The sequence below is a fragment of the Facivitalis istanbulensis genome, from assembly GCF_040560405.1.
GTDB classification, from domain to species: Bacteria; Pseudomonadota; Alphaproteobacteria; order Sphingomonadales; family Sphingomonadaceae; genus Sphingomonas; species Sphingomonas istanbulensis.
This window is the reverse complement of the sequence record NZ_JAVSCQ010000004.1, coordinates 41,972-64,969: the sequence shown is the minus strand read 5'-3', so window position 1 is coordinate 64,969 and position 22,998 is coordinate 41,972. Positions and strand designations below refer to the sequence as shown.

At 67.4% G+C, this 22,998-nt stretch carries 20 protein-coding genes; 12 read left to right on the top strand and 8 right to left on the bottom strand.

All coding sequences use genetic code 11. The features are described 5' to 3' along the window. Positions 1–91: 91 nt before the first annotated feature. Together RN629_RS04155 and RN629_RS04150 are read right to left on the bottom strand one after the other, a co-directional pair. Positions 92–820, bottom strand: a complete 729-nt coding sequence (locus tag RN629_RS04155; RefSeq protein WP_407034009.1) for a hypothetical protein — start codon at positions 818–820, stop codon at positions 92–94. After that, positions 817–2,037, bottom strand: coding sequence for a TIGR04063 family PEP-CTERM/XrtA system glycosyltransferase (locus RN629_RS04150; protein ID WP_407034008.1), 1,221 nt, complete (start codon positions 2,035–2,037; stop codon positions 817–819). The genes RN629_RS04155 and RN629_RS04150 overlap by 4 nt, the downstream gene beginning before the upstream one ends. A gap of 106 nt (positions 2,038–2,143) precedes the next feature. Here RN629_RS04150 and RN629_RS04145 point away from each other — a divergent pair, with 106 nt between their 5' ends. Together RN629_RS04145 and RN629_RS04140 are read left to right on the top strand one after the other, a co-directional pair. Continuing rightward, positions 2,144–2,281 (top strand): hypothetical protein, encoded by a 138-nt coding sequence (locus RN629_RS04145; RefSeq protein ID WP_407034007.1) that lies wholly within the window; start codon positions 2,144–2,146, stop codon positions 2,279–2,281. Next, positions 2,274–3,656, top strand: coding sequence for a putative O-glycosylation ligase, exosortase A system-associated (locus RN629_RS04140; RefSeq protein WP_407034006.1), 1,383 nt, complete (start codon positions 2,274–2,276; stop codon positions 3,654–3,656). Before RN629_RS04145 ends, RN629_RS04140 begins: the two co-directional genes overlap by 8 nt. Here RN629_RS04140 and RN629_RS04135 read toward each other — a convergent pair. Both RN629_RS04135 and RN629_RS04130 read right to left on the bottom strand, forming a co-directional pair. Continuing rightward, a complete protein-coding gene (locus tag RN629_RS04135) occupies positions 3,631–4,557 on the bottom strand; it encodes a right-handed parallel beta-helix repeat-containing protein (protein WP_407034005.1) in 927 nt (308 codons plus the stop codon). The genes RN629_RS04140 and RN629_RS04135 overlap by 26 nt on opposite strands. Before the next feature lie 133 nt (positions 4,558–4,690). Then, positions 4,691–5,263, bottom strand: a complete 573-nt coding sequence (locus tag RN629_RS04130; RefSeq protein WP_407034004.1) for a type 1 glutamine amidotransferase domain-containing protein — start codon at positions 5,261–5,263, stop codon at positions 4,691–4,693. Positions 5,264–5,395: 132 nt separating this feature from the next. On the opposite strand from RN629_RS04130, the gene RN629_RS04125 reads away from it, so the two are divergent. After that, the gene (locus tag RN629_RS04125; RefSeq protein ID WP_407034003.1) at positions 5,396–6,397 is read left to right on the top strand and encodes a DNA topoisomerase IB; all 1,002 of its coding nucleotides are present in this window, start codon (positions 5,396–5,398) and stop codon (positions 6,395–6,397) included. A 25-nt stretch (positions 6,398–6,422) separates the two neighbouring features. Next, on the top strand, positions 6,423–7,577 hold the full coding sequence (locus tag RN629_RS04120; RefSeq protein WP_407034002.1) for a mechanosensitive ion channel family protein: 1,155 nt from the start codon (positions 6,423–6,425) through the stop codon (positions 7,575–7,577). Between the two features lie 50 nt (positions 7,578–7,627). Here RN629_RS04120 and RN629_RS04115 read toward each other — a convergent pair whose 3' ends face one another. Next, positions 7,628–10,558, bottom strand: coding sequence for an L-glutamate gamma-semialdehyde dehydrogenase (locus tag RN629_RS04115; RefSeq protein ID WP_407034168.1), 2,931 nt, complete (start codon positions 10,556–10,558; stop codon positions 7,628–7,630). A 589-nt stretch (positions 10,559–11,147) separates the two neighbouring features. Here RN629_RS04115 and RN629_RS04110 point away from each other — a divergent pair. Next, positions 11,148–11,627, top strand: coding sequence for a pyridoxamine 5'-phosphate oxidase family protein (locus tag RN629_RS04110; protein WP_407034001.1), 480 nt, complete (start codon positions 11,148–11,150; stop codon positions 11,625–11,627). A 76-nt stretch (positions 11,628–11,703) separates the two neighbouring features. Here RN629_RS04110 and serB read toward each other — a convergent pair whose 3' ends face one another. Continuing rightward, positions 11,704–12,600, bottom strand: coding sequence for a phosphoserine phosphatase SerB (gene serB, locus RN629_RS04105; protein WP_407034000.1), 897 nt, complete (start codon positions 12,598–12,600; stop codon positions 11,704–11,706). A 37-nt stretch (positions 12,601–12,637) separates the two neighbouring features. On the opposite strand from serB, the gene miaA reads away from it, so the two are divergent. The 7 genes from miaA to RN629_RS04070 all read left to right on the top strand — a co-directional run bounded on the left by miaA (position 12,638) and on the right by RN629_RS04070 (position 20,932). Beyond that, positions 12,638–13,567, top strand: coding sequence for a tRNA (adenosine(37)-N6)-dimethylallyltransferase MiaA (gene miaA / locus RN629_RS04100; protein WP_407033999.1), 930 nt, complete (start codon positions 12,638–12,640; stop codon positions 13,565–13,567). Between the two features lie 85 nt (positions 13,568–13,652). Further along, a complete protein-coding gene (locus tag RN629_RS04095) occupies positions 13,653–15,410 on the top strand; it encodes an acetolactate synthase 3 large subunit (protein ID WP_407033998.1) in 1,758 nt (585 codons plus the stop codon). Positions 15,411–15,481: 71 nt separating this feature from the next. Continuing rightward, the gene (gene ilvN / locus RN629_RS04090) at positions 15,482–15,997 is read left to right on the top strand and encodes an acetolactate synthase small subunit (RefSeq protein ID WP_407033997.1); all 516 of its coding nucleotides are present in this window, start codon (positions 15,482–15,484) and stop codon (positions 15,995–15,997) included. A 64-nt stretch (positions 15,998–16,061) separates the two neighbouring features. Then, the gene (gene ilvC / locus RN629_RS04085) at positions 16,062–17,081 is read left to right on the top strand and encodes a ketol-acid reductoisomerase (protein WP_407033996.1); all 1,020 of its coding nucleotides are present in this window, start codon (positions 16,062–16,064) and stop codon (positions 17,079–17,081) included. A 258-nt stretch (positions 17,082–17,339) separates the two neighbouring features. Beyond that, positions 17,340–17,945, top strand: coding sequence for a YceI family protein (locus RN629_RS04080; RefSeq protein ID WP_407033995.1), 606 nt, complete (start codon positions 17,340–17,342; stop codon positions 17,943–17,945). Positions 17,946–18,399: 454 nt separating this feature from the next. Next, the gene (gene leuA / locus RN629_RS04075; protein WP_407033994.1) at positions 18,400–20,058 is read left to right on the top strand and encodes a 2-isopropylmalate synthase; all 1,659 of its coding nucleotides are present in this window, start codon (positions 18,400–18,402) and stop codon (positions 20,056–20,058) included. A gap of 88 nt (positions 20,059–20,146) precedes the next feature. Next, complete coding sequence (locus tag RN629_RS04070) at positions 20,147–20,932, top strand: hypothetical protein (protein ID WP_407033993.1); 786 nt, start codon at positions 20,147–20,149, stop codon at positions 20,930–20,932. 27 nt (positions 20,933–20,959) lie between these two features. Here RN629_RS04070 and RN629_RS04065 read toward each other — a convergent pair whose 3' ends face one another. Further along, positions 20,960–22,045: an NAD(P)/FAD-dependent oxidoreductase gene (locus RN629_RS04065; protein ID WP_407033992.1), complete on the bottom strand. Its 1,086-nt coding sequence runs from the start codon at positions 22,043–22,045 to the stop codon at positions 20,960–20,962. Further along, complete coding sequence (locus RN629_RS04060) at positions 22,042–22,977, bottom strand: alpha/beta fold hydrolase (RefSeq protein ID WP_407033991.1); 936 nt, start codon at positions 22,975–22,977, stop codon at positions 22,042–22,044. Before RN629_RS04060 ends, RN629_RS04065 begins: the two co-directional genes overlap by 4 nt. Positions 22,978–22,998: the final 21 nt, after the last annotated feature.

The window sequence follows — 22,998 nt, the reverse complement described above, 5'->3', positions numbered from 1 at the left end:
CGCCACTGGCGGCCTTTCCGTTAAAAACGAGGAAGAGCGCGCGGCCCATATGAGTCGCCGCGCCGGCCTCACCCGGACCTGACGCGGCCGGTCAGTCGAACCGGCGCGCCTTGCGGCGGGCGGTCTCGCGCTCCAGCCGTTCGAGCAGGGTTTCGATCGACTCGTCACGATCGGGCAGCGGCAGGGCGGCCCCCTGTTCGGGCTGTTCCGGCTCGCGCATCGGCGGCATGGGCATCGGACCGGGCTCGGGCGCAAGGTGGGACCCGGGGCGGGACGCGGGACGAACAGGCTCGCGCGGCGTGGACAGGATGGCCTCCGGATCGAAGGCCGCCAATGGCTGGTCCAGATCGGCGGGCAGCGTGCGTTCGACCGTGTCCTCCTCCCCGACCGGCGTGGCCGGCACAGCAGGCAGCGGCGGCGGCGGCGCGCCCAGTTCGGCGGCGTGGAGCGGACGGCGCGGCGGCGCGTCGGGGTGGCGATCCGAGCGCCGGACCGAGGGTATATATTCCCCCTCCGCGTCGGCATCCTGCGGCGCGGCGCGCTGTCCCAGCAGGCCGCCCGGCCCCCAGAGCAGATAGGCCGCGGCCCAGACCACCGCGCCGGCCCCGCCACCCGCGATACAGGCGAGGAGCATGCGGGCCTTCAGCCCCAGCGGCGGGCGCGCGGCCGCGATCACATCGCCCAGCCCCAGTTGCCCGACCAGCATCTCCAGCCGCCAGCCGGGGGCGATCAGAACCAGAAAGGCCATGAGGACGCCGATCGCCCCGCCCACAAGTGCGGGCCAATAGCGATGGGAAGAGGGCGTGGCGGTGAAGGTCATGGGCGTATCGTGGTACCAGGGCCTAGCAGGCTTTGGTAAACAGGTTCGTAACGACGGACGTTCGACGCCCAGTCGCGTTCTTTCTCGACGAAAAGCCGGCCTGCCGCGCGCCGCCTGTCCCAGGCGCCCCGATCCGCGAGCAGCCCCGCCAGCGCATCGGCGATCGCCACCGGATCGTCCGGCGCGAACAGCGTCCCCGTCTCTCCGTCGCGGATCAGTTCGCGATGCCCGCCGACATCGGATGCGGCGACCAGGCGGCGTTGCGCCATCGCCTCCAATGGTTTGAGCGGCGTGACCAGGTCGGTCAGCCGCATCTTCTTGCGCGGATAGGCCAGCACGTCGACCAGCCCGTAATAGCGCTCGACCATCTGGTGCGGCACGCGTCCGACGAAGCGGATGGCGTCGGCCACGGGCGAGGCCTGGGCCTGCCCGCGCAAAGCCGCCTCCATCGGGCCGCCGCCGACCAGCAACAACCGCGCCAGGGGCCGTGCCGCCACCAGCCGGGGCATCGCCGCGATCAGGTCGTCCAGCCCCTCATAATCATAGAAGCTGCCGATGAAGCCGATCACCTCCGCCCCCTCCAGCCCCAGTTCGCGGGCCAGCGCGGGGTCGCGGGGCGGCTCCTGCCCGAACAGGGTCAGGTCGACCCCGTTGGGCGAGACGATGATCTTGTCCGCCGCGATGCCGCGCGCGATCAGGTCGCCGCGCAAGCCTTCGCAAATGACCGCGACCGCATCGGCGCGCCGACAGGCCCAGCTTTCGAGCGCGCGGGTGGCGCGATAGCGCGCGCTGCCCTCCGTCCCCGTGCCGTTGCCGACCGCCGCATCCTCCCAGAAGGCGCGAATCTCATAGACCAGCGGCAATTTCGCACGGCGCGCCACCCGCCACGCCGCCAGCGCGTCGAGCACGGGGGAATGGGCGTGGAGGATATCCGGGCGGAACGTCTTTACCGCCGCAGCGATCGCGCGGGTGTGCGCCGCGATCGCCGCCACCTCGCCGCGCAGGCCGCCGCCGACCGTGTCCCCCTCCGCCACCGGCGTCCGGTGGAACACCAGCCCGTCATGGTCCTCCCGCCCCGCGCCCGGCCCCTGTCGCGGGCCGGTCACCGCCGCCACGCTGTGGCCAAGCGCCTGCTGCGCCTTCAATATGGCGCGCGTGCGAAACGTGTATCCGCTTTGCAGCGGCAGACCGTGGTCGAGGATATGCAGGATGCGCATGGCGTCGCCCTGTCATGCCAGCCCTTAACGCCGCGTCAACCTGCGGTTTATAGGCAGGCATGGCCGGGTTCGGGACGGTTGGCCGCAGAAAGGGAGGGACGACGCGATGATCGACGGCTTTGCCCTGGTGGTGACGCACGGCCTGATGCTGCTCGCCGCCTGGCGCCTGCTCACGCGTCGCGATCTGGACAGCGAGACGGACGGCCCGCGCCACCCGTTCCGGCGAAAGCGTCCCGATGCGTGACCTGTTCCTGATCGGTTTCCTCTTCAGCCTGTTCGCGATGGGGCTGAGACGGCCCTTCCTGTTCGTGCTGGCCTATATCTATATCGATATCGTCTCGCCCCAGCGGCTGACCTATTATCTGCTGAACACCGTGCCGATCTCCCTGATCGCGGCGGTCGCGGCGGTCGGCGGCTGGGCGCTGGCCGATGACAAGCGCGACAGCGTGTTCACCGCGCGGCAGGGCGCGATCCTGCTCCTGCTCGTCTATTGCGGAGTCACGACCTTTTTCGGCGCGGACTTCCCGATGGAGGCGCGGGAGAAATGGGCCTGGGTGTGGAAGGCGCTGGCCTTCGCGGTCTTCCTGCCGCTGACCCTGCGGACGAGGCTGCGGGTCGAGGCGCTGCTGCTGTTCATGATCCTGTCGGTGGGGTCGATCGTCATCGTCGGCGGGATCAAGACGCTGTTCAGCGGCGGCGGCTATGGCGAGCTGAACCTGATGGTCAGCAACAATGCCGGGCTGTACGAAGGCAGCATCATCTCGACCGTGTCGGTCGCGATCATCCCCGTCATCATCTGGCTCGCGCGGTTCGGCACGATCTTCCGGCCCGAATGGCGGGTCACCGCCTTCGCCGCCGCGCTGAGCTTTGCCTGCCTGCTGATTCCCATCGGCACCTCGGCGCGCACCGGCCTGCTCTGTATCGGGCTGCTCGCGCTGCTGATGCTGCGCGACGTCAAGCGGCGGCTGCTCTATCTCGGCGCGCTGGCGGCGGCGGGGATGATCGCGGTGCCGCTGCTCCCCTCCTCCTATACGCAGCGGATGAACACCATCCGCACCTATAAGGGTGACGAGTCCGCCTCCACCCGGCTGGCGGTGTGGAAATGGACGCTGGGCTATGCCAACCAGCATCCCTTTGGCGGGGGGTTCAACGCCTATCTCCAGAACAATGTCAGCTATGACCTGACCTCGGTCGAGGGTTCGGCGCGCGATTCCAAGATCGAGAATCGCCGCGCCACCGACCGCGCCCGCGCCTACCACAGCAGCTATTTCGAGATGTTGGGCGAACAGGGCTGGGTCGGGCTGTTCCTGTGGCTGGGCATCAACGCCGCCGGGATGATCCGCATGGAGGCGCTGCGCCGCCGCTATCGCCGCCCCGAGGATCCGCTTCACTGGGGCGGGCAGCTGGCCGGCGCGCTCCAGCATGCGCATCTGATCTACATGCTGGGCGCGGCGTTCGTCGGGATCGCGTTCAACCCCTTCCTCTATCAGATGATGGCCGCGCAGATCGGGCTGGACACCTATCTGTCGCGCAAGACCCGCGAGGCGCGGCAGAAGATGCCCGGCCGCCGTGGCGGCAGGGCCGAGGCCGACCTCACCACTTCCGCGCGGTCGGCGTAATCCCGGCACCCAGGATATTGCCGCGCAGGACGATCGCCTCGCCCGACCAGTTGCCCACGAACACCGGCTTGAAATCCGCCCCCGGCGCCAGCCGCGCGCGGTTGTTCTCGACGATCAGCCCGGTGGAGTCGTTCTTGGCCCCTTCGGGCGCGACGCTGATCAGGGTCGAGTGATTGTCCTTGTCGCGGCCGAAGACGAACTCATTGCCCGCGATCCGCCCCTTTGCGCCATTGGACAGGTCGATCATATAGTTGGTCATATGGCCGTGGCTGTCGTCGAAGCTGCTGTCCATTACCTCGACATAGGGCGTGCGGCTCTTGACATAATGGCCGCCCTGCCCCCGCTCGAACCGGCAGGCGGTGACGCGCAGACGGCCATAATGGCCCATATAGATGCCATGCGCGCCGTTGCCGGTGGGATCATGGCCCAGGCCGGAAAAGGTCGAATGGTCGACCGTCACCACGCCATTGGGATCGTCGGCCGACAGGATGCCCGACTGGCTGTCGAGGAACATCGAATCGCTGACCGCCAGCGGCCCCTTTTCGATGCGGATGCCCGCGCCATTGCCGTCGCCCACCTCGATATGGCTGAACACGATGCCCTGCACCTCGGCCCCGCGCCCGCGCAGCACCAGCGCCGCCTTGCCCTCGCACGCGATGCGGGTGAAGATCGCCTTGCCCGGCTCCGCCGCGACATAGCGGATGCGGCCCGCGCTCTGCACCGCGCATTCGCGATAGGTGCCCGGCGCGATGCGGATCGTCCCCTCGCCATCGCCGATCGCGGCGATCGCGTCCTGCAACGTACCAAAGCCGCGCCCGCCGACCATGAAGGGCGAAGGCGCGGCCTGCGCCAGCGCGACGCCGGAGGTCAGACCGAGAAAGAGCAGCGGAATCACACGCATCGGGGGTGTCCTGTCAAAACCAAGCGGGCACCGCATCCTGCCACGCATGGTGGCGGGATGCGACGCCCGTTATCGTCCCGTGACGGGATCGGCGCGCCGGCCCTCCCCAAGCTCTCGCTCGGGAAGGAACCGATCACGCCTCCTCGGTCTCATCCTCGTCGGCCAGCTCTTCATGCAGCGCGGCCAGGATCGCTTCGTTGAAGGCGGGAATGTCCTGCGGATTGCGGCTGGTGATCAGATTGCCGTCGACCACCACTTCCTCGTCGACCACCTCGGCCCCCGCATTGGTCATGTCGGTGCGAATCGAGGGATAGCCGGTCATGCGGCGGCCATCGACCACATCCGCCTCGACCAGCAGCCACGGCGCGTGACAGATGGCCGCGACGATCTTGTCGTCTTCCATAAACTCGGTGACGATCTCGACCGCGCGCTCGTTCAGCCGCAGCTTGTCGGGGTTGCAGGTGCCGCCGGGAATGACCAGCGCGTCGTAATCATCGGTATCGACATCGTCGATGGTCAGGTCGGGGGTCGCGGTTTCGCCCTTGTTGATATCCTGCTCCATGCCCTGAATCGGATCGGCCTTGAGCGAGGCGAGCGTCACCGTCGCGCCCGCCGCCTCCAGCGCCTTGCGCGGTTCGAACAGTTCGACGGTCTCGAAGCCGTCGGCGGCGAGCATCAGGACGCGTGCCTGGGAAAGATCGGCCATGATGGAAAACTCCTGTCGGGAATGCCGTTGGGGGATTGGCAGCCTCAGAACCCGCCATCCGGGCCGCCGTTCCACCCCCGACGGAACGAAGCGACCGGCAACGCATTTGCAAGGACGATCCGAGGGAGAATGATGGCCATCCGATTAGTCTATTGCGACGACACCAGGCCCGGCATCACCCGGACGAAGGTACGCGGTCACTGGGCCTATTGGAGCCCAGAGGGCGAGCGCATCACCGATACGGGCGAGATCGACCGGCTGAACCGGATCGCCCTGCCCCCCGCTTACCGCGACGCATGGTTCTGCCCGCGCGCCAACGGGCATATCCAGGCGGTCGGCTGGGACGAGAAGGGGCGCAAGCAATATCGCTATCACCTCGATTTCCGCGAGGCGCAGGAGGCGGCCAAATATGAACGCTGCGCCGCCTTCGGCCATGTGCTCCCAGGCTTGCGCAAGCGGGTGGAGGCGGATCTGAGGAAGCGCGGGCTTTGCAAGGAGCGCGCGGTCGCCGCCGTCGTCCGGTTGCTCGACAACGGCCATCTGCGCGTCGGGAACGAGGCTTATGCCGCGACCAACAAGAGCTTCGGCGCGACGACGCTGCGCAAGCGGCACGGCAAGGTGAAGGGCACCACGCTGCGGCTGCGCTATCGCGGCAAGTCGGGCAAGATGCGCGACCTGACCCTGACCGACCGCTCTCTCGCCAGCTTCGTCAAGCGGTGCCAGGATCTGGACGAACAGCATCTCTTCGCCTGGGTCGATGCCGAGGGCGAAGCAAACCCGGTCAGTTCCTCCGACGTCAACGCCTATATCCGTGACGCGACAGGGTGCGACTTCACCGCCAAGCATTTCCGCACCTGGGCCGCCAGCGTCGCCGCGTTCGAGGCGCTGGCGCTGGCCGAGGCGGACCTCAGCCTGAAGGCGATGCTGGAGCCGGTCGTCGAGAAGCTGGGCAACACCCCGGCCATCGCGCGCAAATCCTATGTCCACCCCTCGCTGATCGCGCTCGTCAAGGACGGGCAGGCGGCGTTCCGCAAGGCGCTGCGCCTGCCGCGGGCGCGCGCCGGGTTGAGCCGCGTCGAATGCGGGCTGATCGCGTTTCTCGAAGCCGGAACCCCGGCCACCAAGGCGGCCTGACCGCTTCCCTTTTCCAGGAGTCCCCATGGCGACGAGCAATCACTCGGCCAAGACGCCGATCTTCGACGGCACCCAAATTCCCGATCAGGCTGGACAGGTGATCAACGCGACCTATGTCTGGGTGCAGGACTATTGGCTGAAGGTGCTGATCGCGATCGGCGTGGGCGCGGCCATCGTGCTGGCGCTGCTCTGGGTGCGCAAGCTGGGCGACCGGCTGTGCAGCAAGCCCGGTTTCGCGGGTGGCTGGGGCGTCATCATCGGCCATGCCATCGCGCGGACCAACAGCTTCTTCATCGTCACGCTCGCCGCGCAACTGGTGTCCGGCTATGCGGGGGCACCGGGCGAAGTCGCCAAGACGATCAGCTTCTTCTTCACCATCGCCAGCACCTTCCAGGCCGCGATCTGGGCACGCGAACTGATCCTCGGCGCGATCGAGCATCGCACCCAGTCCGAACATTATTCGGGCGAGGCACTGCTGTCCGCGATGGGGTTGATCCGGTTGCTGGTGACGGTCGTGCTGTTCGCGATCGCGCTGGTCGTGGTGCTCGACAATCTGGGGGTGAACGTCACCGGGCTGGTCGCGGGTCTGGGCGTCGGCGGCATCGCCATCGGTCTGGCCGCGCAAGGAATTTTCGGCGACCTGTTCGCCGCGCTCGCCATCATCTTTGACCGGCCGTTCCGGCGGGGGGACAAGATCGCCTATGGCAATACCAGCGGCGTGATCGAGTCGATCGGACTGAAATCGACGCGCATCCGGGCCTTTACCGGCGAGTTGCGGATCATCTCCAACCGCCAGCTGCTCGACAAGGAAATCCAGAATACGACGGTGCGCGACCATGTCCGGCTGTCGTTCACCATCGGCGTCGCCTATGAAACCCCGCCCGACACGCTGGCGCGCATCCCGGCCCTGCTGACCGAGATCGTCGAGAGCGAGGGCGGCACCGTGGCGCGCGCGGGGTTCGAGACGTTCGGCGCGTCGAGCCTGGACTTCGCGCTGCAATTCGACGTGCCGGGTGACGACTGGGCCACCGCGCACGACTTGCGCAACCGGGTGCTCGTCACGCTGATGAAGCGGTTCGCGGCGGAGGGGATTTCGATCCCCTACCCGACGCAGACCACCTACACCGCCGCGCCGGACGGGACGATGGTCATGCCCTATCCCCCGACGCAACCGGCCTGAGCAAGGCGATCCTCCCTTTCCCGCCCGGAGAGGGAGGATCGCGTCCCGCCTCAGATCCCGCCTTCGTCCAGCGACAGCAGCGTCGCGTTGCCGCCCGCCGAGGTCGTGTCCACCGACACCGCCCGTTCCGCGCAGAAGCGGTACAGGTAATGCGGCCCGCCCGCCTTCGGCCCGGTGCCCGACAGCCCCTCGCCGCCAAAGGGCTGGCTGCCCACCACCGCGCCGATCATCGAGCGGTTGATATAGAGGTTGCCGACCGCCGCCTCGCTCTCGGCGACCTCGCCCGCGCGCGCGATGCGGCTGTGCAGCCCCATGGTCAGGCCATAGCCCTTGGCATTCACCTTCGCGATCGTCTCCGACAGCGTGCCCGCGTCCCAGGTCGCGACGTGCAGGATCGGACCGAACCATTCCTGGGTCAGGTCTTCCACCCGGTCGAGCCGGATCAGCGTCGGCGGCACGAACAGCCCCTCGGCCGGGGCATCGAGCGTCTCAACGGTCCGGGCCACCATCGACGCGCGATAGGCCATCAGCTTGTCATAGGCCGCCTGGTCGATCACCGGCCCGACATCGGTCGCCGGGTTGCCGGTGGGACCGAGGACCAGCGTGTCCATCGCACCCTTCAGCATCGCGATGACATTGTCCGCTACGTCCGCCTGCACCAGCAGCAGCCGCAAGGCCGAGCAACGCTGCCCCGCCGAACGGAAGGAGGAGGTGATGACGTCCGCCACCACCTGTTCGGGCAGCGCGGTCGAATCGACGATCATCGCGTTGATCCCGCCAGTCTCCGCGATCAGCGGCACGATCGGGCGGTCGTCATCGGCCACCAGCGTCCGCGCGATCCGCTTGGCGGTGGCGGTCGATCCGGTGAAGGCGACGCCCGCGATCCGGTGATCCTCGGTCAGCGCCTGCCCCACCGCCGGCCCGCCGACCGCGAGCAGCAGCGCGTCGCGCGGCACGCCCGCGCGGTACGCCAATTCGACCGCGGCTTGAGCGATGGCGGGGGTCTGCGGCGCGGGCTTGGCGACGACGGTGTTGCCGGTGACGAGCGCCGCCACCGTCTGCCCCAGGAAGATCGCCAGCGGGAAGTTCCACGGCGCGACCGTCGCCCAGACGCCGCGCCCTTCGAGGTGCAGCGTGTTGCGCTCCCCCGTCGGTCCCGGCAGTTCGACCGAGCCGAGTCGCATCCGCGCCTGCTGCGCATAGTAACGGCAGAAATCGGCGGCCTCGCGGACCTCGCCGATCGCGTCGGGGATGGTCTTGAACGCCTCCTGCACCAGAATCGCCATCAGCCGCTCGCGATCCTGCTCCAGCAGGTCCGCCAGCTTTTCCAGCACGGACGCACGGGTGTCGAGCGGCGTCGCGTTCCACGCCGGGAACGCGGCATGCGCGCGCGCGACCAGCGCTGTCACGTCCGCCGTCTCGGCGACCGGCGTCACGGCGGGTAGGGCCACCGCCTTCGCCGTCGCATCCAGCGTCGCGATGTCGCTCAGGTCGATGCCGGTCGAGTTGCGATGCCCCGGCGCGAACAGATCGATGGGCAACGGGATGCTCGGATGCCGCGCCCCGCCCACGGCGGCGATCTTGGCGACCGGATCGGCGAGGATCTCCGCCTCGGTCAGCCGCGCATCGGCGAGTTGGTGAACGAAGCTGGAATTCGCACCATTCTCCAGCAGGCGCCGGACCAGATAGGCCAGCAGGTCGCGGTGCCCGCCGACTGGCGCATAAATGCGGCATTTATAGCCCTGCTCGCGCACCAGCCGTTCGTACAGGCCATCGCCCATGCCATGCAGCCGCTGGAACTCGAAGTCCTGGGAATCGCCCGCCCATTCCAGGATGGTCGCGACGGTCAGCGCATTGTGGCTGGCAAAGGCCGGGCGGATATTCTCGGCCGCCAGCATGTCCTTGGCGACCGCCAGATAGGAGACGTCGGTCGCCGCCTTGCGGGTGAACAGCGGATAGTCGTTCAGCCCCTCGACCTGCGTCCGTTTGATCTCGCTATCCCAATAGGCGCCCTTGACCAGACGGACGTTCATGATTCGGCCGAGGCCGTTGGCCCAGGCGATGACCGCGCGGGCGCGCTTGCCATAGGCCTGCGCCGCCATGCCGAACCCGTCCCAACCTTTAAGCGCCGGGAGCGCCGCGACCCCGCCGATGATGTCGAGGCTCATCTCCAGCCGCTCGGACTCCTCGGCGTCGACGGTGAGCGCGATGCCTTTGTCCGCCGCCTGCCGCGCCAGCTGCGCCAGCATGTCGGTCAGCGCGGGCACGCACTCATAGGCGCGCGGCAGTTCGTAGCGCGGGTGCAGCGCCGACAGCTTGACCGACACCGAATGCCCCGCCGCCGGGTCCGACCCGACCGCGTCGATCGCCTTCACATAGGCGTCGAAATAGCGCTCGGCATCCTCGTGCGTCCGCGCCGCCTCGCCCAGCATGTCGAAGCTGGCGGTGAAGCCCTTGTTCTCGGGCTTCTTCATGCGGCGCATCGCCTCTTCGATGGTGCGGCCCATCACGAAGATCTCGCCCATCATCCGCATCGCCGCGCCGACTGCCTGCCGCACGAACGGCTCGCCCGCGCGCGACAACAGCCGCTTGAGCGGCCCCGCCTCGCCCTCGCCCACCAGCGCGCGACCGACGACGAGGCCCCAGGTGGCCGAATTGACCAGCTTCGACGCCGAACGCCCGGTATGCGCGCGCCAGTCCGCCTCGCCCAGCTTGTCGGCGATCAGCAGGTCGGCGGTTTCGGGATCGGGGACGCGCAGGAACGCCTCGGCCAGGCTGAGCAGCGCGACGCCCTCGGACGAGTTGAGCCGGTATTCCTGCAGGAACTGGTTCACCCAGCCACGATTCTGCGCCGCCCGCAGATCGGCGAGCAGCCCCGAGGCATGGCCCATGATCCGCTCGCGCGCGTCCGGGGTCGCGGCGGCACGGTCGAGCAGCGGCTTGAGCACATCCGGCTCGGGCGCGCGGTACAGCGATTTCATGGTCTTGCGCGCGTCGGCGGTAACGGCAGAGGTCATAGGTCCAAATTCCGGTCGGGCGACACGGCGCGGGTTGAGGCGCGCTACGGGCCGCATGGCAATGCTGAGATGGCCTCGCGTTTAGCGGGAAATCGAGCGAAAGGGTATCGTTTGATACGATGCGAAGCGTCGTTCGCCATTCCCCGTCGGAATTGAAATTTTGACCTTCCTGGCGTATAGGTATCGAAGGCGAAGGACATCCGCCTTTCTGTAGAGCCCCGGTCGTTGCAGCGACCGGAGTTAGAAAGCGCTTGGGGTTCAGGATGCGGCTCTGCCCCCGCCGGGCACCTTGCCTGTTGCGAGCCTTAACGATCTTCATGACCAAGGTCGCGAAGGCGATGATGACGCCCAGGATCAGGCACAGATCGGCCACGGACATCCGTGGTCCTTTCTGTGAGTGACGGCGAAATTGCCGTCACCCGTGATGTGGCCCATCGTGGCGATCAACGTCAGGGCGCTGTCCTGTAGAATTGCTTTCTACAGGACCACGGAGCCGCAACCATCCCCGCCCCCGCATCGTTCTCCCGTCACCCCCCAGAACAGGAGAGCCAAGATGGCCGACGCCACGCCGCAGGAAATCGCCGCCAAGTTCCTCGACAAGCTGAAGGACAGCCCGTTCGTGATGATCGGCCTGCACGACGGCGGGCATTCCGAGCCGATGACCGCGCAGATCGATGACGATCAGCCCAACACGCTCTTCTTCTTTGCAGGCAAGGACAACCGCATCGCGGGTGGTGGCGAGGCGATGGCGCAATTCATGGCCAAGGGGCACGACTTCTTCGCCTGCCTGGCGGGGCATGTGTCGCAGGACAATGATCCGCAACAGATCGACAAGCTGTGGAACAACCAGGTCGTGGCCTGGTTTCCCGGCGGCAAGAGCGACCCGAACCTGACGCTGCTGCGCTTCGACATCGGCTCGGCCGAACTGTGGGAAACCGACATCTCGCTGTCGGGCCGGGTGAAGATGCTGTTCGGTGGCGCGATCCGCCCGGACGAATCGTCCAGCCATGCGGTGGTCGGCTCGATCGCCTGATCCGCGCGCGCCGTCCCTGAAAAAGCGCCCGGCGGCACATTAGCCGTCGGGCGCTTTCGCGTGGAGCGAGAAGGCGTCAGGCCTCAACCCACTCCGCCCGGGCAATGCCCTGGGCATAGAGCAGCGCGGTCAGGTCGTTGTGATCGACCCGCGCCGCCGCCGCACCCGCGACGATCGGCTTGGCGCGATACGCAACGCCCAGTCCGGCGCGCCGGATCATCGCCAGATCGTTCGCGCCGTCCCCAACCGCCAGGCTGACCGAAGCGTTGAGCCCCAGTTCGGCCAGCGCCGCGACCAGCGTCTTTTCCTTGGTATCCGATCCCACGATAGGCTTGCGCACCGTGCCGGTCAGCTTGCCGTGCGCGATCTCCAGATGATTGGCGATGGCGCGGTCGAAGCCGATCTCGGCGGCGACCGGCTCGGCGAAGCGGGTGAAGCCGCCCGACACCAGGATCGCATGGCCGCCACGCGCCTTCATCGTGCGGACCAGCGTCCGCGCGCCCGCCATCAGCGTCACCCGCTCGGCCAGGCATTGTTCGATGACGCTTTCGTCCAGCCCCTGGAGCAGCGCGACGCGCGCATCCAGCGCGGCGGCAAAGTCCAGTTCGCCGCGCATCGCGCGCTCGGTGACATCGGCGACCTGCGCCTTGATCCCCGCATAATCGGCCAGTTCGTCGATGCACTCGACGGTGATCATCGTGGAGTCCATGTCGGCGACCAGCAGCCGCTTCTCGCGGTGGGCGGCAGGCTGCACGATGACGTCGAGCGACAGATCCTGTCCGTACCCACCCTTGGCGATCGAACGGGCAGCCTCCTTCAAACGGTCGGCCAGTTCCGCGCAGTCGCTCGCCGAAAAGCCATTGGCGGGCTCAAAGGACAGGTCGAAGGCGCGCCCTTCGTCCAGCCACTCCCCCGAAACCAGCCGTCCCGCTGTGGAGTCGCCGTCGAATTCGTAGGCAACGTCAGAAAGCATCGAGGCGTCGAAACTTTGATCCGCTATGTAGGTCGCAATGAACACAATGGCTCTCCCGAATGTCGCGCTCATCGCAGGGCCGACCGCCAGCGGCAAGTCCGCATTGGCGCTCGATCTGGCGAAGGCGACCGGCGGTACGATCATCAATGCCGACTCGGCGCAGGTGTATCGCGACCTGTCGATCCTGACCGCCCGTCCTTCCCCTGAAGAGGTTGCGCAAGCCCCACACCGGCTGTTCGGCCATGTCGACGGCGCGGATACCGGCTATTCGGCGGCGCGCTGGGCGGCGGAAGCCCGCGCGGCGATAGACGACAGCATCGCGGCGGGTTCACTCCCTATTCTGGTCGGCGGGACCGGCCTTTATACGCGCACGCTACTCGACGGGATCGCACCGGTGCCCGAGATCGATCCCGCCATCCGTGCCGAGGTTCGCGCGCTCCCCGTCGCCGATGCCCATGAGGCGCTGTCGGTCGAAGACCCCGCTTCCGCCGTACGGCTCAACCCCGCCGACACCACCCGCGTCGCGCGTGCGCTGGAGGTCGTGCGCTCCACCGGGCGACCGCTTCATGAATGGCAGGCGCACAAGCAGGGCGGCATCGCCGACCGCATCGCGCTGTCCGCCGTCATCCTGCTTCCCGACCGGGACTGGTTGAACGCCCGGATCGACACCCGCTTCGGCGAGATGCTGGACGAAGGGCTGGACGAAGCCGCGGCGCTCCTGGCTCGCCCGGACCTGCCCGCCAACGCCCCCATCCGCCGGGCAATCGGGGTGCCGGAAGCCGCGGCCCTGCTCGACGGTCGAATGACGCGCGGCGAAGCGCAGGCGGCGGGCGCGCTTGCGACAAGACGTTATGCCAAAAGACAATTTACATGGTTTCGCCATCAGCCCGGCCCCGGCTGGACAACGATTACCGACACCGCATCCGATGTGCGTCGCAGCATAATAGAAACATTATTGCGCAATTGACGGTTGACGCGCACTTTTTAAACTTGTAGCCGCGCCATTCCCGGCATGCCCCGTTAGCGGGCACGGACGCAGAAGGACGATGATGATGACCGAGAAAAGCGGAGCCGATATTCTGGTCGAGGCGCTGTGCGATCTCGGCGTGGAGGTCGTCTTCGGCTATCCGGGTGGCGCGGTGCTGCCAATCTATGACGCGCTGTTCCGCGCGAACAGGAACGGAGTGCGCATCCGCCATATCCTCGTCCGCCACGAACAGGCGGCGACCCATGCGGCGGAGGGCTATGCCCGCTCGACCGGCAAGCCGGGCGTGGTGCTCGTCACCTCCGGGCCGGGCGCGACCAACGCCGTGACGGGCATCACCGACGCGCTGCTCGATTCGATCCCGATGGTGGTCATCACCGGGCAGGTGCCGACCGCGCTGATCGGCACCGATGCGTTCCAGGAAGCCGATACAGTCGGCATCACGCGCCACTGTTCGAAGCACAACTATCTGGTCAAGGACCCCGCGCGGCTGGGCGAGGTGGTGCATGAGGCGTTCCATATCGCGACCTCGGGCCGTCCGGGTCCGGTCGTGATCGACATCCCCAAGGATGTGCAGGTCGCCACCGCCCGCTATCAGAAGCCGGGACCGATCCGGCACAAGACCTATCGCCCGCAGGTGAAGGCCGACCAGAGCCAGATCGAACAACTGGTCGACATGCTGGCCGCCGCCGAGCGTCCGATCCTGTACACCGGCGGCGGCATCATCAATTCGGGCCCGGCGGCGTCGCAACTGCTGCGCGAACTGGCCCGCATCACCGGCGCGCCCGTCACCTCGACCCTGATGGGTCTGGGCGCGTTTCCGGCCAGCGATCCGCAATGGCTGGGGATGCTGGGGATGCACGGCACCTATGAAGCCAATATGGCGATGAACCAGGCCGATCTCGTGGTCGCGCTGGGCAGCCGGTTCGACGACCGTGTGACCGGGCGGCTGGATGCGTTCAGCCCCAACAGCCGCAAGGTCCATGTCGATATCGACCGGTCGAGCGTGAACAAGAATGTCCGCGTCGACCTCGCCATCATCGCCGATGTCGGCCACGCGCTGGAGGATGCGGTGCGCATCTGGAAGGCGCGCCACCATCCCAAGCCCGACACCACCGAGTGGCAGCGCCGCATCGCCGGGTGGCGCGCGGTCGGCTGCCTCTCCTTCCCGGAGAATGGCGACGCGATCATGCCGCAACGGGCGATCCGCGCGCTGTACGACGCGACCAAAACGCGCCAGCCGATCATCACCACCGAGGTCGGCCAGCATCAGATGTGGGCCGCGCAGCATTTCGGCTTCGAAAAGCCCAACAAGTGGCTGACGTCGGGTGGGCTGGGCACCATGGGCTATGGCCTGCCTGCCGCGATCGGCGCGCAGCTCGGTAATCCGGGCGCGCTGGTGATCGATATCGCGGGTGAAGCCTCGATCCAGATGAACATCCAGGAGCTGGCGACGGCGACGCAATATCGCCTGCCGGTCAAGATCTTCATCCTGAACAACGAATATATGGGCATGGTCCGCCAGTGGCAGGAGCTGACCTATGAGAGCCGCTATGCCGAAAGCTATTCGGACTCGCTGCCCGACTTCGTGAAGCTGGGCGAGGCTTACGGGTGGAAGGGCATCCTGATCGAGCGCCGCGACCAGTTGGAGGACGGCATCGCCGCGATGCTGGACCATGACGGGCCGGTGATCGTCGACTGCCGCGTGGCCAAGCTCGCCAACTGCTTCCCGATGATCCCCAGCGGCGCGGCGCATACCGACATGATCCTGCAGGCCAATGAGGTATCGGGCACCATGGACGACGAGGCCAAGGCACTCGTCTGATCCGGCACCGGCCGACAGCCTGAACCGCATGATAGGAAGACCCCGGCTGCGGCCGGGGTGACGGGGTGGAAATGCACATCAAGACCGAACAGGTGGAACGCCACACGCTGGCGGTGATCGTCGACAACGAACCGGGCATCCTCGCCCGGATCGCGGGGCTGTTCACCGCGCGCGGCTATAATATCGAAAGCCTGACCGTGTCGGAAATCACCGCCGACAAGGCGGTCAGCCGCATCACCATCGTCACCAGCGCGTCCCCGCCGGTGATGGAACAGATCATCGCCCAGCTCGACCGGCTGGTCCCCGTCCACAAGGTCACCGACCTGACCGTGCTGGGCGACCATGTCGAGCGCGAGCTGGCGCTGGTGAAGGTGGCGGGCACCGGCGACCGCCGGATCGAGGCGCTGCGCCTCGCCGAAGTCTATCGCGCCCGCGTCGTCGACGCGACGATCTCCAGCTTCGTGTTCGAGGTGACGGGCACCATCGCCAAGATCGACAAGTTCGTCGAACTGATGGGCGAAGTCGGGCTGGTCGAGGTCGCCCGCACCGGCATCGCGGCCATTTCGCGGGGCAAGGACGCGGCCTGAGCCTCTTTACATTTCCGACTATCAGAGGCCCCAAGCGGCCCACTCATTTCGAAAGGGAAGTCCAATGCGTGTCTATTATGATCGCGACGCCGATCTGAACCTGATCACCGACAAGAACATCGCCATCCTGGGCTACGGGTCGCAAGGCCATGCCCATGCGCAGAATCTGCGCGATTCGGGCGTCAAGAATGTCGCGATCGCGCTGCGCCCCGGTTCGGCCTCGGCCGGCAAGGCGGAAGCGGCGGGCTTCAAGGTCCTGTCGAACAAGGAAGCGGCTGGCTGGGCCGACATCCTGATGATCCTGGCGCCCGACGAACATCAGGCCGCGATCTACGACGCCGACCTGAAGGGCAACATGAAGCCGGGCGCCGCGCTCGCCTTCGCGCACGGCCTGAACGTGCATTTCGGCCTGATCGAGCCGCCCGCGGACATCGACGTCATCATGATCGCGCCCAAGGGCCCCGGCCACACGGTGCGCAGCGAATATGTGCGCGGCGGCGGCGTGCCCTGCCTGATCGCGATCCATCAGGACGCCAGCGGCAACGCGCATGACGTCGCGCTGGCCTATGCGAGCGGCGTCGGCGGCGGTCGTTCGGGCATCATCGAGACCAATTTCCGCGAAGAATGCGAAACCGACCTGTTCGGCGAGCAGGCCGTGCTGTGCGGCGGCGCGACCGCGCTGGTCCAGGCGGGCTTCGAAACGCTGGTCGAGGCGGGCTATGCCCCCGAAATGGCCTATTTCGAGTGCCTCCACGAACTGAAGCTGATCGTCGACCTGATGTATGAGGGCGGCATCGCCAACATGCGCTATTCGATCTCGAACACCGCCGAATATGGCGACATCAAGACCGGCCCGCGCATCATCACCGAGGAAACGAAGAAGGAAATGAAGCGCGTCCTCGCCGACATCCAGTCGGGCCGCTTCGTGAAGGACTTCGTGCTCGACAACCGCGCCGGCCAGCCCGAGCTGAAGGCCAGCCGCATCGCCGCCAAGCGCCACCCGATCGAACAGGTCGGCAGCGAATTGCGCGCGATGATGCCGTGGATCGGGGCGAACAAGCTGGTGGACAAGGCGAAGAACTAAGCGATTTCATCGCTCTTCCTCCCTATAACGGGCAAGAGCGGCGAAACTGGTGGAGGGGTGTCCCTGCTCTCGACAGGGCGACACCCCTCCGTCAGGGCTCACGGCCTGCCACCTCCCCTCCCCTTGCAGGGGAGGAAATGATGTCGGCACAACCTCCAGATTCTCTCGCCAACCCGGAAACGCATCGTTGCGACCTTGGCCTTTGACGTGCGTTATAGGCGGCGGCCAAGAAGGCTTGGTCCAACAGGGAGTCCTTCCATGCGTTTTGCCATTCCCGCCGCTCTGGCGCTCGTTCTCGCCACCCCCGCCGCCATCGCGCAGACCCAGCCGGGTGCGCCCGTCGCCTCGCGCGTCGTCGCGGGCACCTATGCCGTCGACCCCGCCCACACCCAGGTCACCTGGTCGGTGAACCATATGGGCTTCTCGATGCTCGACGGACAGTTCGGCGCGTCGGAAGGCTCGCTGACCCTCGATCCGGCGCGTCCGCAGGCGGCCAAGGTCGACGTGACCTTCAAGATCGACGACCTCTCGGTCACCGCCGCCCCCTTCGCCCATCACCTGAAGTCGAAGGATTTCTTCGACGCCGCGATCTATCCGACCGCGCGCTTCGTTTCGACGGGCGTGAAGGTCATGGGGACCAAGGCGGTCATCACCGGCAACCTGACCATCAAGGATCAGACCAAGCCGGTGACGCTGAACGCCACCTTCTTCGGTGCGGGCACCAACCCGATGTCGAAGAAGCTGAACATCGGCTTCCGCGCGACCGCCAAGATCAAGCGTTCGGACTTCGGCGTCGGTGCCTATGCGCCGGTCGTGGGCGATGATGTCGACCTGATGATCAACGCGGCCTTCACCGCGCAGTAAGGTCATCCCCTTTCCAAGACAGGGATCGTTGCAAACCCTCCACACCATCCCGGCGAAGGCCGGGATCCAGTTGGGCAAAGGTTGTCGACTGCCCCGCCCGCGCTGGCATCTGGACCCCGGCCTTCGCCGGGGTGGTGCCTGACGGGAGGTGGAGGACCGGTTGGTGCAACGATCCAACACGGCAAGGCCGCTCCTCATCGGGGCGGCCTTGTTCGTTCGTGCCGTCGCCATCAGGCACCCGTCATCAATCTCGATATGGACAAGCCGCCGCCGACGCGGCATGAACCGGTCCATCATGATCGCCGCGCCGCTGCTCCGTTCGCTTCGACTTATCCGCCCTTAGGGGAGGATCGGCGTGGCCATGCGCGACTTCCCTAAGGGCGGAATCAACCGATAAGCCTATCCCCGCTGCGCCTTTGGCCTGACGCGGCCGAGAATGCTGGAAGACCCGATCATGTTGCGCGATCCCTCGACCAAATACCGCCCCTTCCCGACCATCGCCCTGCCCGACCGGCAATGGCCGAACCGGACGATCACCAAGGCCCCGCGCTGGCTGTCGACCGATTTGCGCGACGGCAACCAGGCGCTGATCGATCCGATGGATGCCGAGAAGAAGACCCGGATGTTCGACCTGCTGGTCAAGGTCGGCCTCAAGGAGATCGAGGTCGGCTTTCCGTCAGCGGGCGCGACCGAGTTCGACTTCATCTCCGGCCTGATCCGCGACGATCGCATCCCCGACGACGTGACGATCCAGGTGCTGACCCAGTCGCGCCGCGACCTGATCGAACGCAGCTTCCAGAGTCTGGAGGGCGCGCGGACCGCCATCGTCCATCTCTACAACGCGATCAGCCCGGCATGGCGCAAGATCGTGTTCGGCATGACCCGCGACGAGGTGAAGGCGATCGCGGTCGAGGGCGTCAAGGTGATGCGCGACGAAGCGGCGAAGCGCCCGAACACCGACTGGTTCTTCGAATATAGCCCGGAGACCTTCTCGACCGCCGAGCTGGATTTCTCGATCGAGGTCTGCGCCGCGGTCATGGACGTGCTGAAGCCCACGCCCGACCATCCGCTGATCCTGAACCTGCCCGCCACCGTCGAATGCGCGACGCCCAATGTCTATGCCGACCAGATCGAATGGTTCGGGCGTAACATTCCCAGCCGCGACTCGGTGGTCATCTCGCTCCACACGCATAACGATCGCGGCACCGGCGTCGCCGCCGCCGAACTGGGCGTGATGGCGGGCGCGGACCGGGTCGAGGGCTGCCTGCTCGGCAATGGCGAGCGGACCGGCAATTGCGACATCGTGACCGTCGCGCTGAACATGTACACGCAAGGGGTCGATCCCGGGCTGAACCTGTCGGACATCGACGAGGTGGTGAACACGGTGCAATATTGCACCAGCCTGCCCGTCCATCCGCGCACCCCCTATGCCGGGGACCTGGTCTTCACCGCCTTTTCGGGCAGCCATCAGGACGCGATCAAGAAAGGCTTTACCGCCCAATCCGCGCGCAACGACGATCTTTGGGAGGTTCCCTATCTGCCCATCGATCCCGCCGATCTGGGCCGCAGCTACGAGGCCGTCATCCGCGTCAATTCGCAGTCGGGCAAGGGCGGCGTCGCCTGGGTGATCGAGCAGGACAAGGGGCTGAAGCTGCCCAAGCGGCTCCAGGCCGATTTCAGCCGCCATGTCCAGGCAATGGCCGACGCCACCAGCCGCGAACTCAACGCCGCCGATATCTGGGGCGGGTTCGAGGCGACCTATCTGCCGCGCGAGGGCGATCGTTTCGTGCTGCGCGATTATGAGGAAAGCGGCTCGGCCGGGCAGCGGACCTTTATCGGCCGCGTGCTGGTCGATGGCGAGGAAAAGTCGATTTCGGGACGCGGCAACGGCCTGATCTCCAGCGTCATCGTCGCGCTGGCCGACACCACCGGCCCCAATCTGGAGGTGATCGACTATAACGAACATGCCATCGGCCATGGTGCCGATGCGCAGGCCGCCGCCTATGTCGAGGCGCGCACCGCCGATGGCCGGGTCGTGTTCGGCGTCGGGCTGGACACCGACATCGCCACCGCCAGCGTCCGCGCGGTGCTGTCCGCCGCCAACCGGGCCTGATCGCCTTGCGCCCCGTCCCCTTCTCCGCCGTACATGCCGATGGCGGAGCCGGGGCGGGCTGGCCGCGCGGGCGATAGGGCGAGCGGCCATGGCGGTGCTGGCGCGCCTGCCCGAACGGTATCGCGAGACGCTGCGCGAGCGCGGGGCGTCGATCACGCTGACGGTGCTGGCGCATCTGCTGCTCGCCTGGCTGTTGTTCCAGCTTGCGCCCAGGCTGATCGAGCAGAAGAAATCCTCTTCGTCCAACAGCTTCGCGCTCTCGCCTTCGACCGAGAATGCGGGCGCGCCCGTGCCCAAGACGCGGGTAGCCACGCGCAAGCCCGCGGCGGCGGGCGGGTCGAAGGCACCGACGGTCGCGAAGAAGCCGACCGAAACACATACCCCCCCGACCGAGAAATCGGCCGACACCTCCGCGCCGACCCCGTGGCTATGGGGCGACAAATCGCTGTTCGCGGCGGGTGATATCGCGTCCATGCCCAAGGGGGAAGGCAAGGGTGTGGGTGCGAGCAAGGGGGATGATCGCGGCCAGGACAGCGCTTCGGCCTATGGCCCCGGCGAGGGGCCGGGCGGCGAGCGGCTCTACAATGCCGAATGGTATCCGCGTCATCCCAGCAATGCCGAACTCAACGGCTATCTGCGCAGCGCCCCGCCGCCGGGCAGCTGGGCCATGATCGCGTGCAGGACCATCCCCGATTATCGCGTGGAGAACTGCCGCATTCTGGGCGAATCGCCGGTCGGCTCGGGTCTTGCCCGATCGATGCGCGAGGCCGCCTGGCAATTCCGCGTCCGGGCACCACGGGTCGGCGGCAAGGAAATGGTCGGTACCTGGGTCCGCATCCGGATCGACTTCACCGGGCCGGGCGGCGGAGACTGACGGACGGGGCGAGAGGACGCCGCTGGCCTATCCCGCCCGCCGGAACCGATCCACCGCATAGCGGGCGACATCCACGCCACCGGGCATCCCCCCCTCGCCCAGCAACAGCGCCGCCGCCAGCGCCGCGCCTGCGGGGGCGGTCTGGATACCGAAGCCGCCCTGCCCCGCGCACCAGAAGAAGCCGGGCCGGTCGGGATCGAAGCCATAGACCGGGGCGCGATCCGGCGCGAAGCTGCGCAACCCCGCCCAGCGCCGCTCGACCGCCGCCACGCGCCAGTCGACCACATGCTCCAGCCGATCGATCGCGACCGCGACGTCCCATTCCTCCGGCGCGATGTCGCAGGGGACGCTGGGCGTCTCGTCATGCGGTGTCAGCCACAGCCGGCCCCCCGCCTCGGGCTTGAAATAGAATTGGCCGCTTATGTCGACGACATGCGGCAGGCCCGCCGCTGCCGGCGGATCGGTGCGCAACTGCACCATCGTCCGGCGATAGGGGGTGATGCCGATCGGCGCGACGCCCGCCAAAGCCGCCACCGGATCGGCCCAGGCCCCCGCCGCGTTGACCAGCACGCCCGCGTTCACCGGACCGCTGCGCGTTGCCAGCCGCCAGCCCTCGGGATGGCGCTCGGCGGCGGTCAGCGCGGCGTGGGTCATCACCACCGCCCCCGCCGCGCGCGCCTGCGCCAGATAATCGGCGTGCAGCGCCGCGACGTCGATATAGGCGCAGCTCGGTTCCCACACGCCATGCACCCATTCGGGGCGCAGGCCGGGCACCCGCGCGGCCGGATCGACCCGCGAGAGGGCCACGCCGGTGTCCGCGAAATCGACCAGCAACCGCTCGATCTGCGCCGCGTCCTGCGCGCGACCGATATGCAACGAGCCGAGCGGCGTCAGATAGCCGCCGCGCCGCAACGCCTCGCCCGACGCGGTGGTCAGCGGCTGCACCGCCGGGCCGCCATAGGTTTCCGACCAGAAGGCCGCCGACCGACCCGTCGCGTGGCGGCCGGGCATGTCCTCCGCCTCGATCAGGATCACGCGCGCGCGGTCGCCGATCGCTGCCGCGAGGCTCGCCCCGGCCATGCCCGCACCGATGATCGCCACGTCATAGCTCATGCCGCGATCCCGCCCAGAAAGCCGTCGATCGCCGCCAGCGCACGCCGCCGCACCGCATCGGTCTCGCGCAGCAGTTCATGCGCCGCCTCCCGCCCGAACGTGACCGTGCGCGCGTGCAACCGTTCGGCCACGGCCAGCGCGGCGCGCGCATCGACCAGCCGGTCCGCCTCGGCCACCAGCATCAGCACCGGCAGAGTCAGCCCTGCCGGACGCGAATTGCGGGCCAGCCCGTCGATCGAACGCAGTGCGGCGGCGAGCCACCCCCAGCTCGGCGGCCCGAGTTCCAGTGCGGGCTGACGCTCATACCAGAAGCGTTCATCGTCATAGCGGTCGCCGTCATGGGTCAGATTGCCCTGCCGCGTATGCAGTCCCGGCCGTTCGCGCGACTGCCAGATCGGCCGCTCGCGCAATCCCGTCGCCGCCATCGTCCGCACGATCGCGCGCCCCAGCCAGGGCCCGAGCGGCAGGCGCAGCCCCAGCATCGGCGCGACCAGGATCAGCGCATCGGGATCGACCGCGCCCTCCACCACGCCGCGCAACGCCAGATGGCCACCCATCGAATGGCCGAGCAGGACGGCGGGGCCCGCCGCCGGTTCCTCGGCACGCCATGCGCGCCAAAAGGCGGCCAGATCGGCGACCAGCACGGCGAAATCGTCGGCATGGCCGATATGCGGATCGGCCAGCAACCGCCCCGATCCGCCCTGGCCCCGCCAGTCGAACGCGGTGACGCTCCATCCGCGCGCGACCAGATGGGCGAAGACTTCCAGATATTTCTCGATGACATCGGCGCGCCCGGTCTGGAACAACAGGCGTCCGACCGGCGCATCGGCGATCCAGTCGAACCGGCGATGCGCCCAGCCATCGGGCGCGATCCAGCGGGACAGGCGCGCGGCGGACGGTATGGTCCGGCGAAGGGCAAGCGGGTCGTTCATCCGGCCCCCGGTTACGGTTTG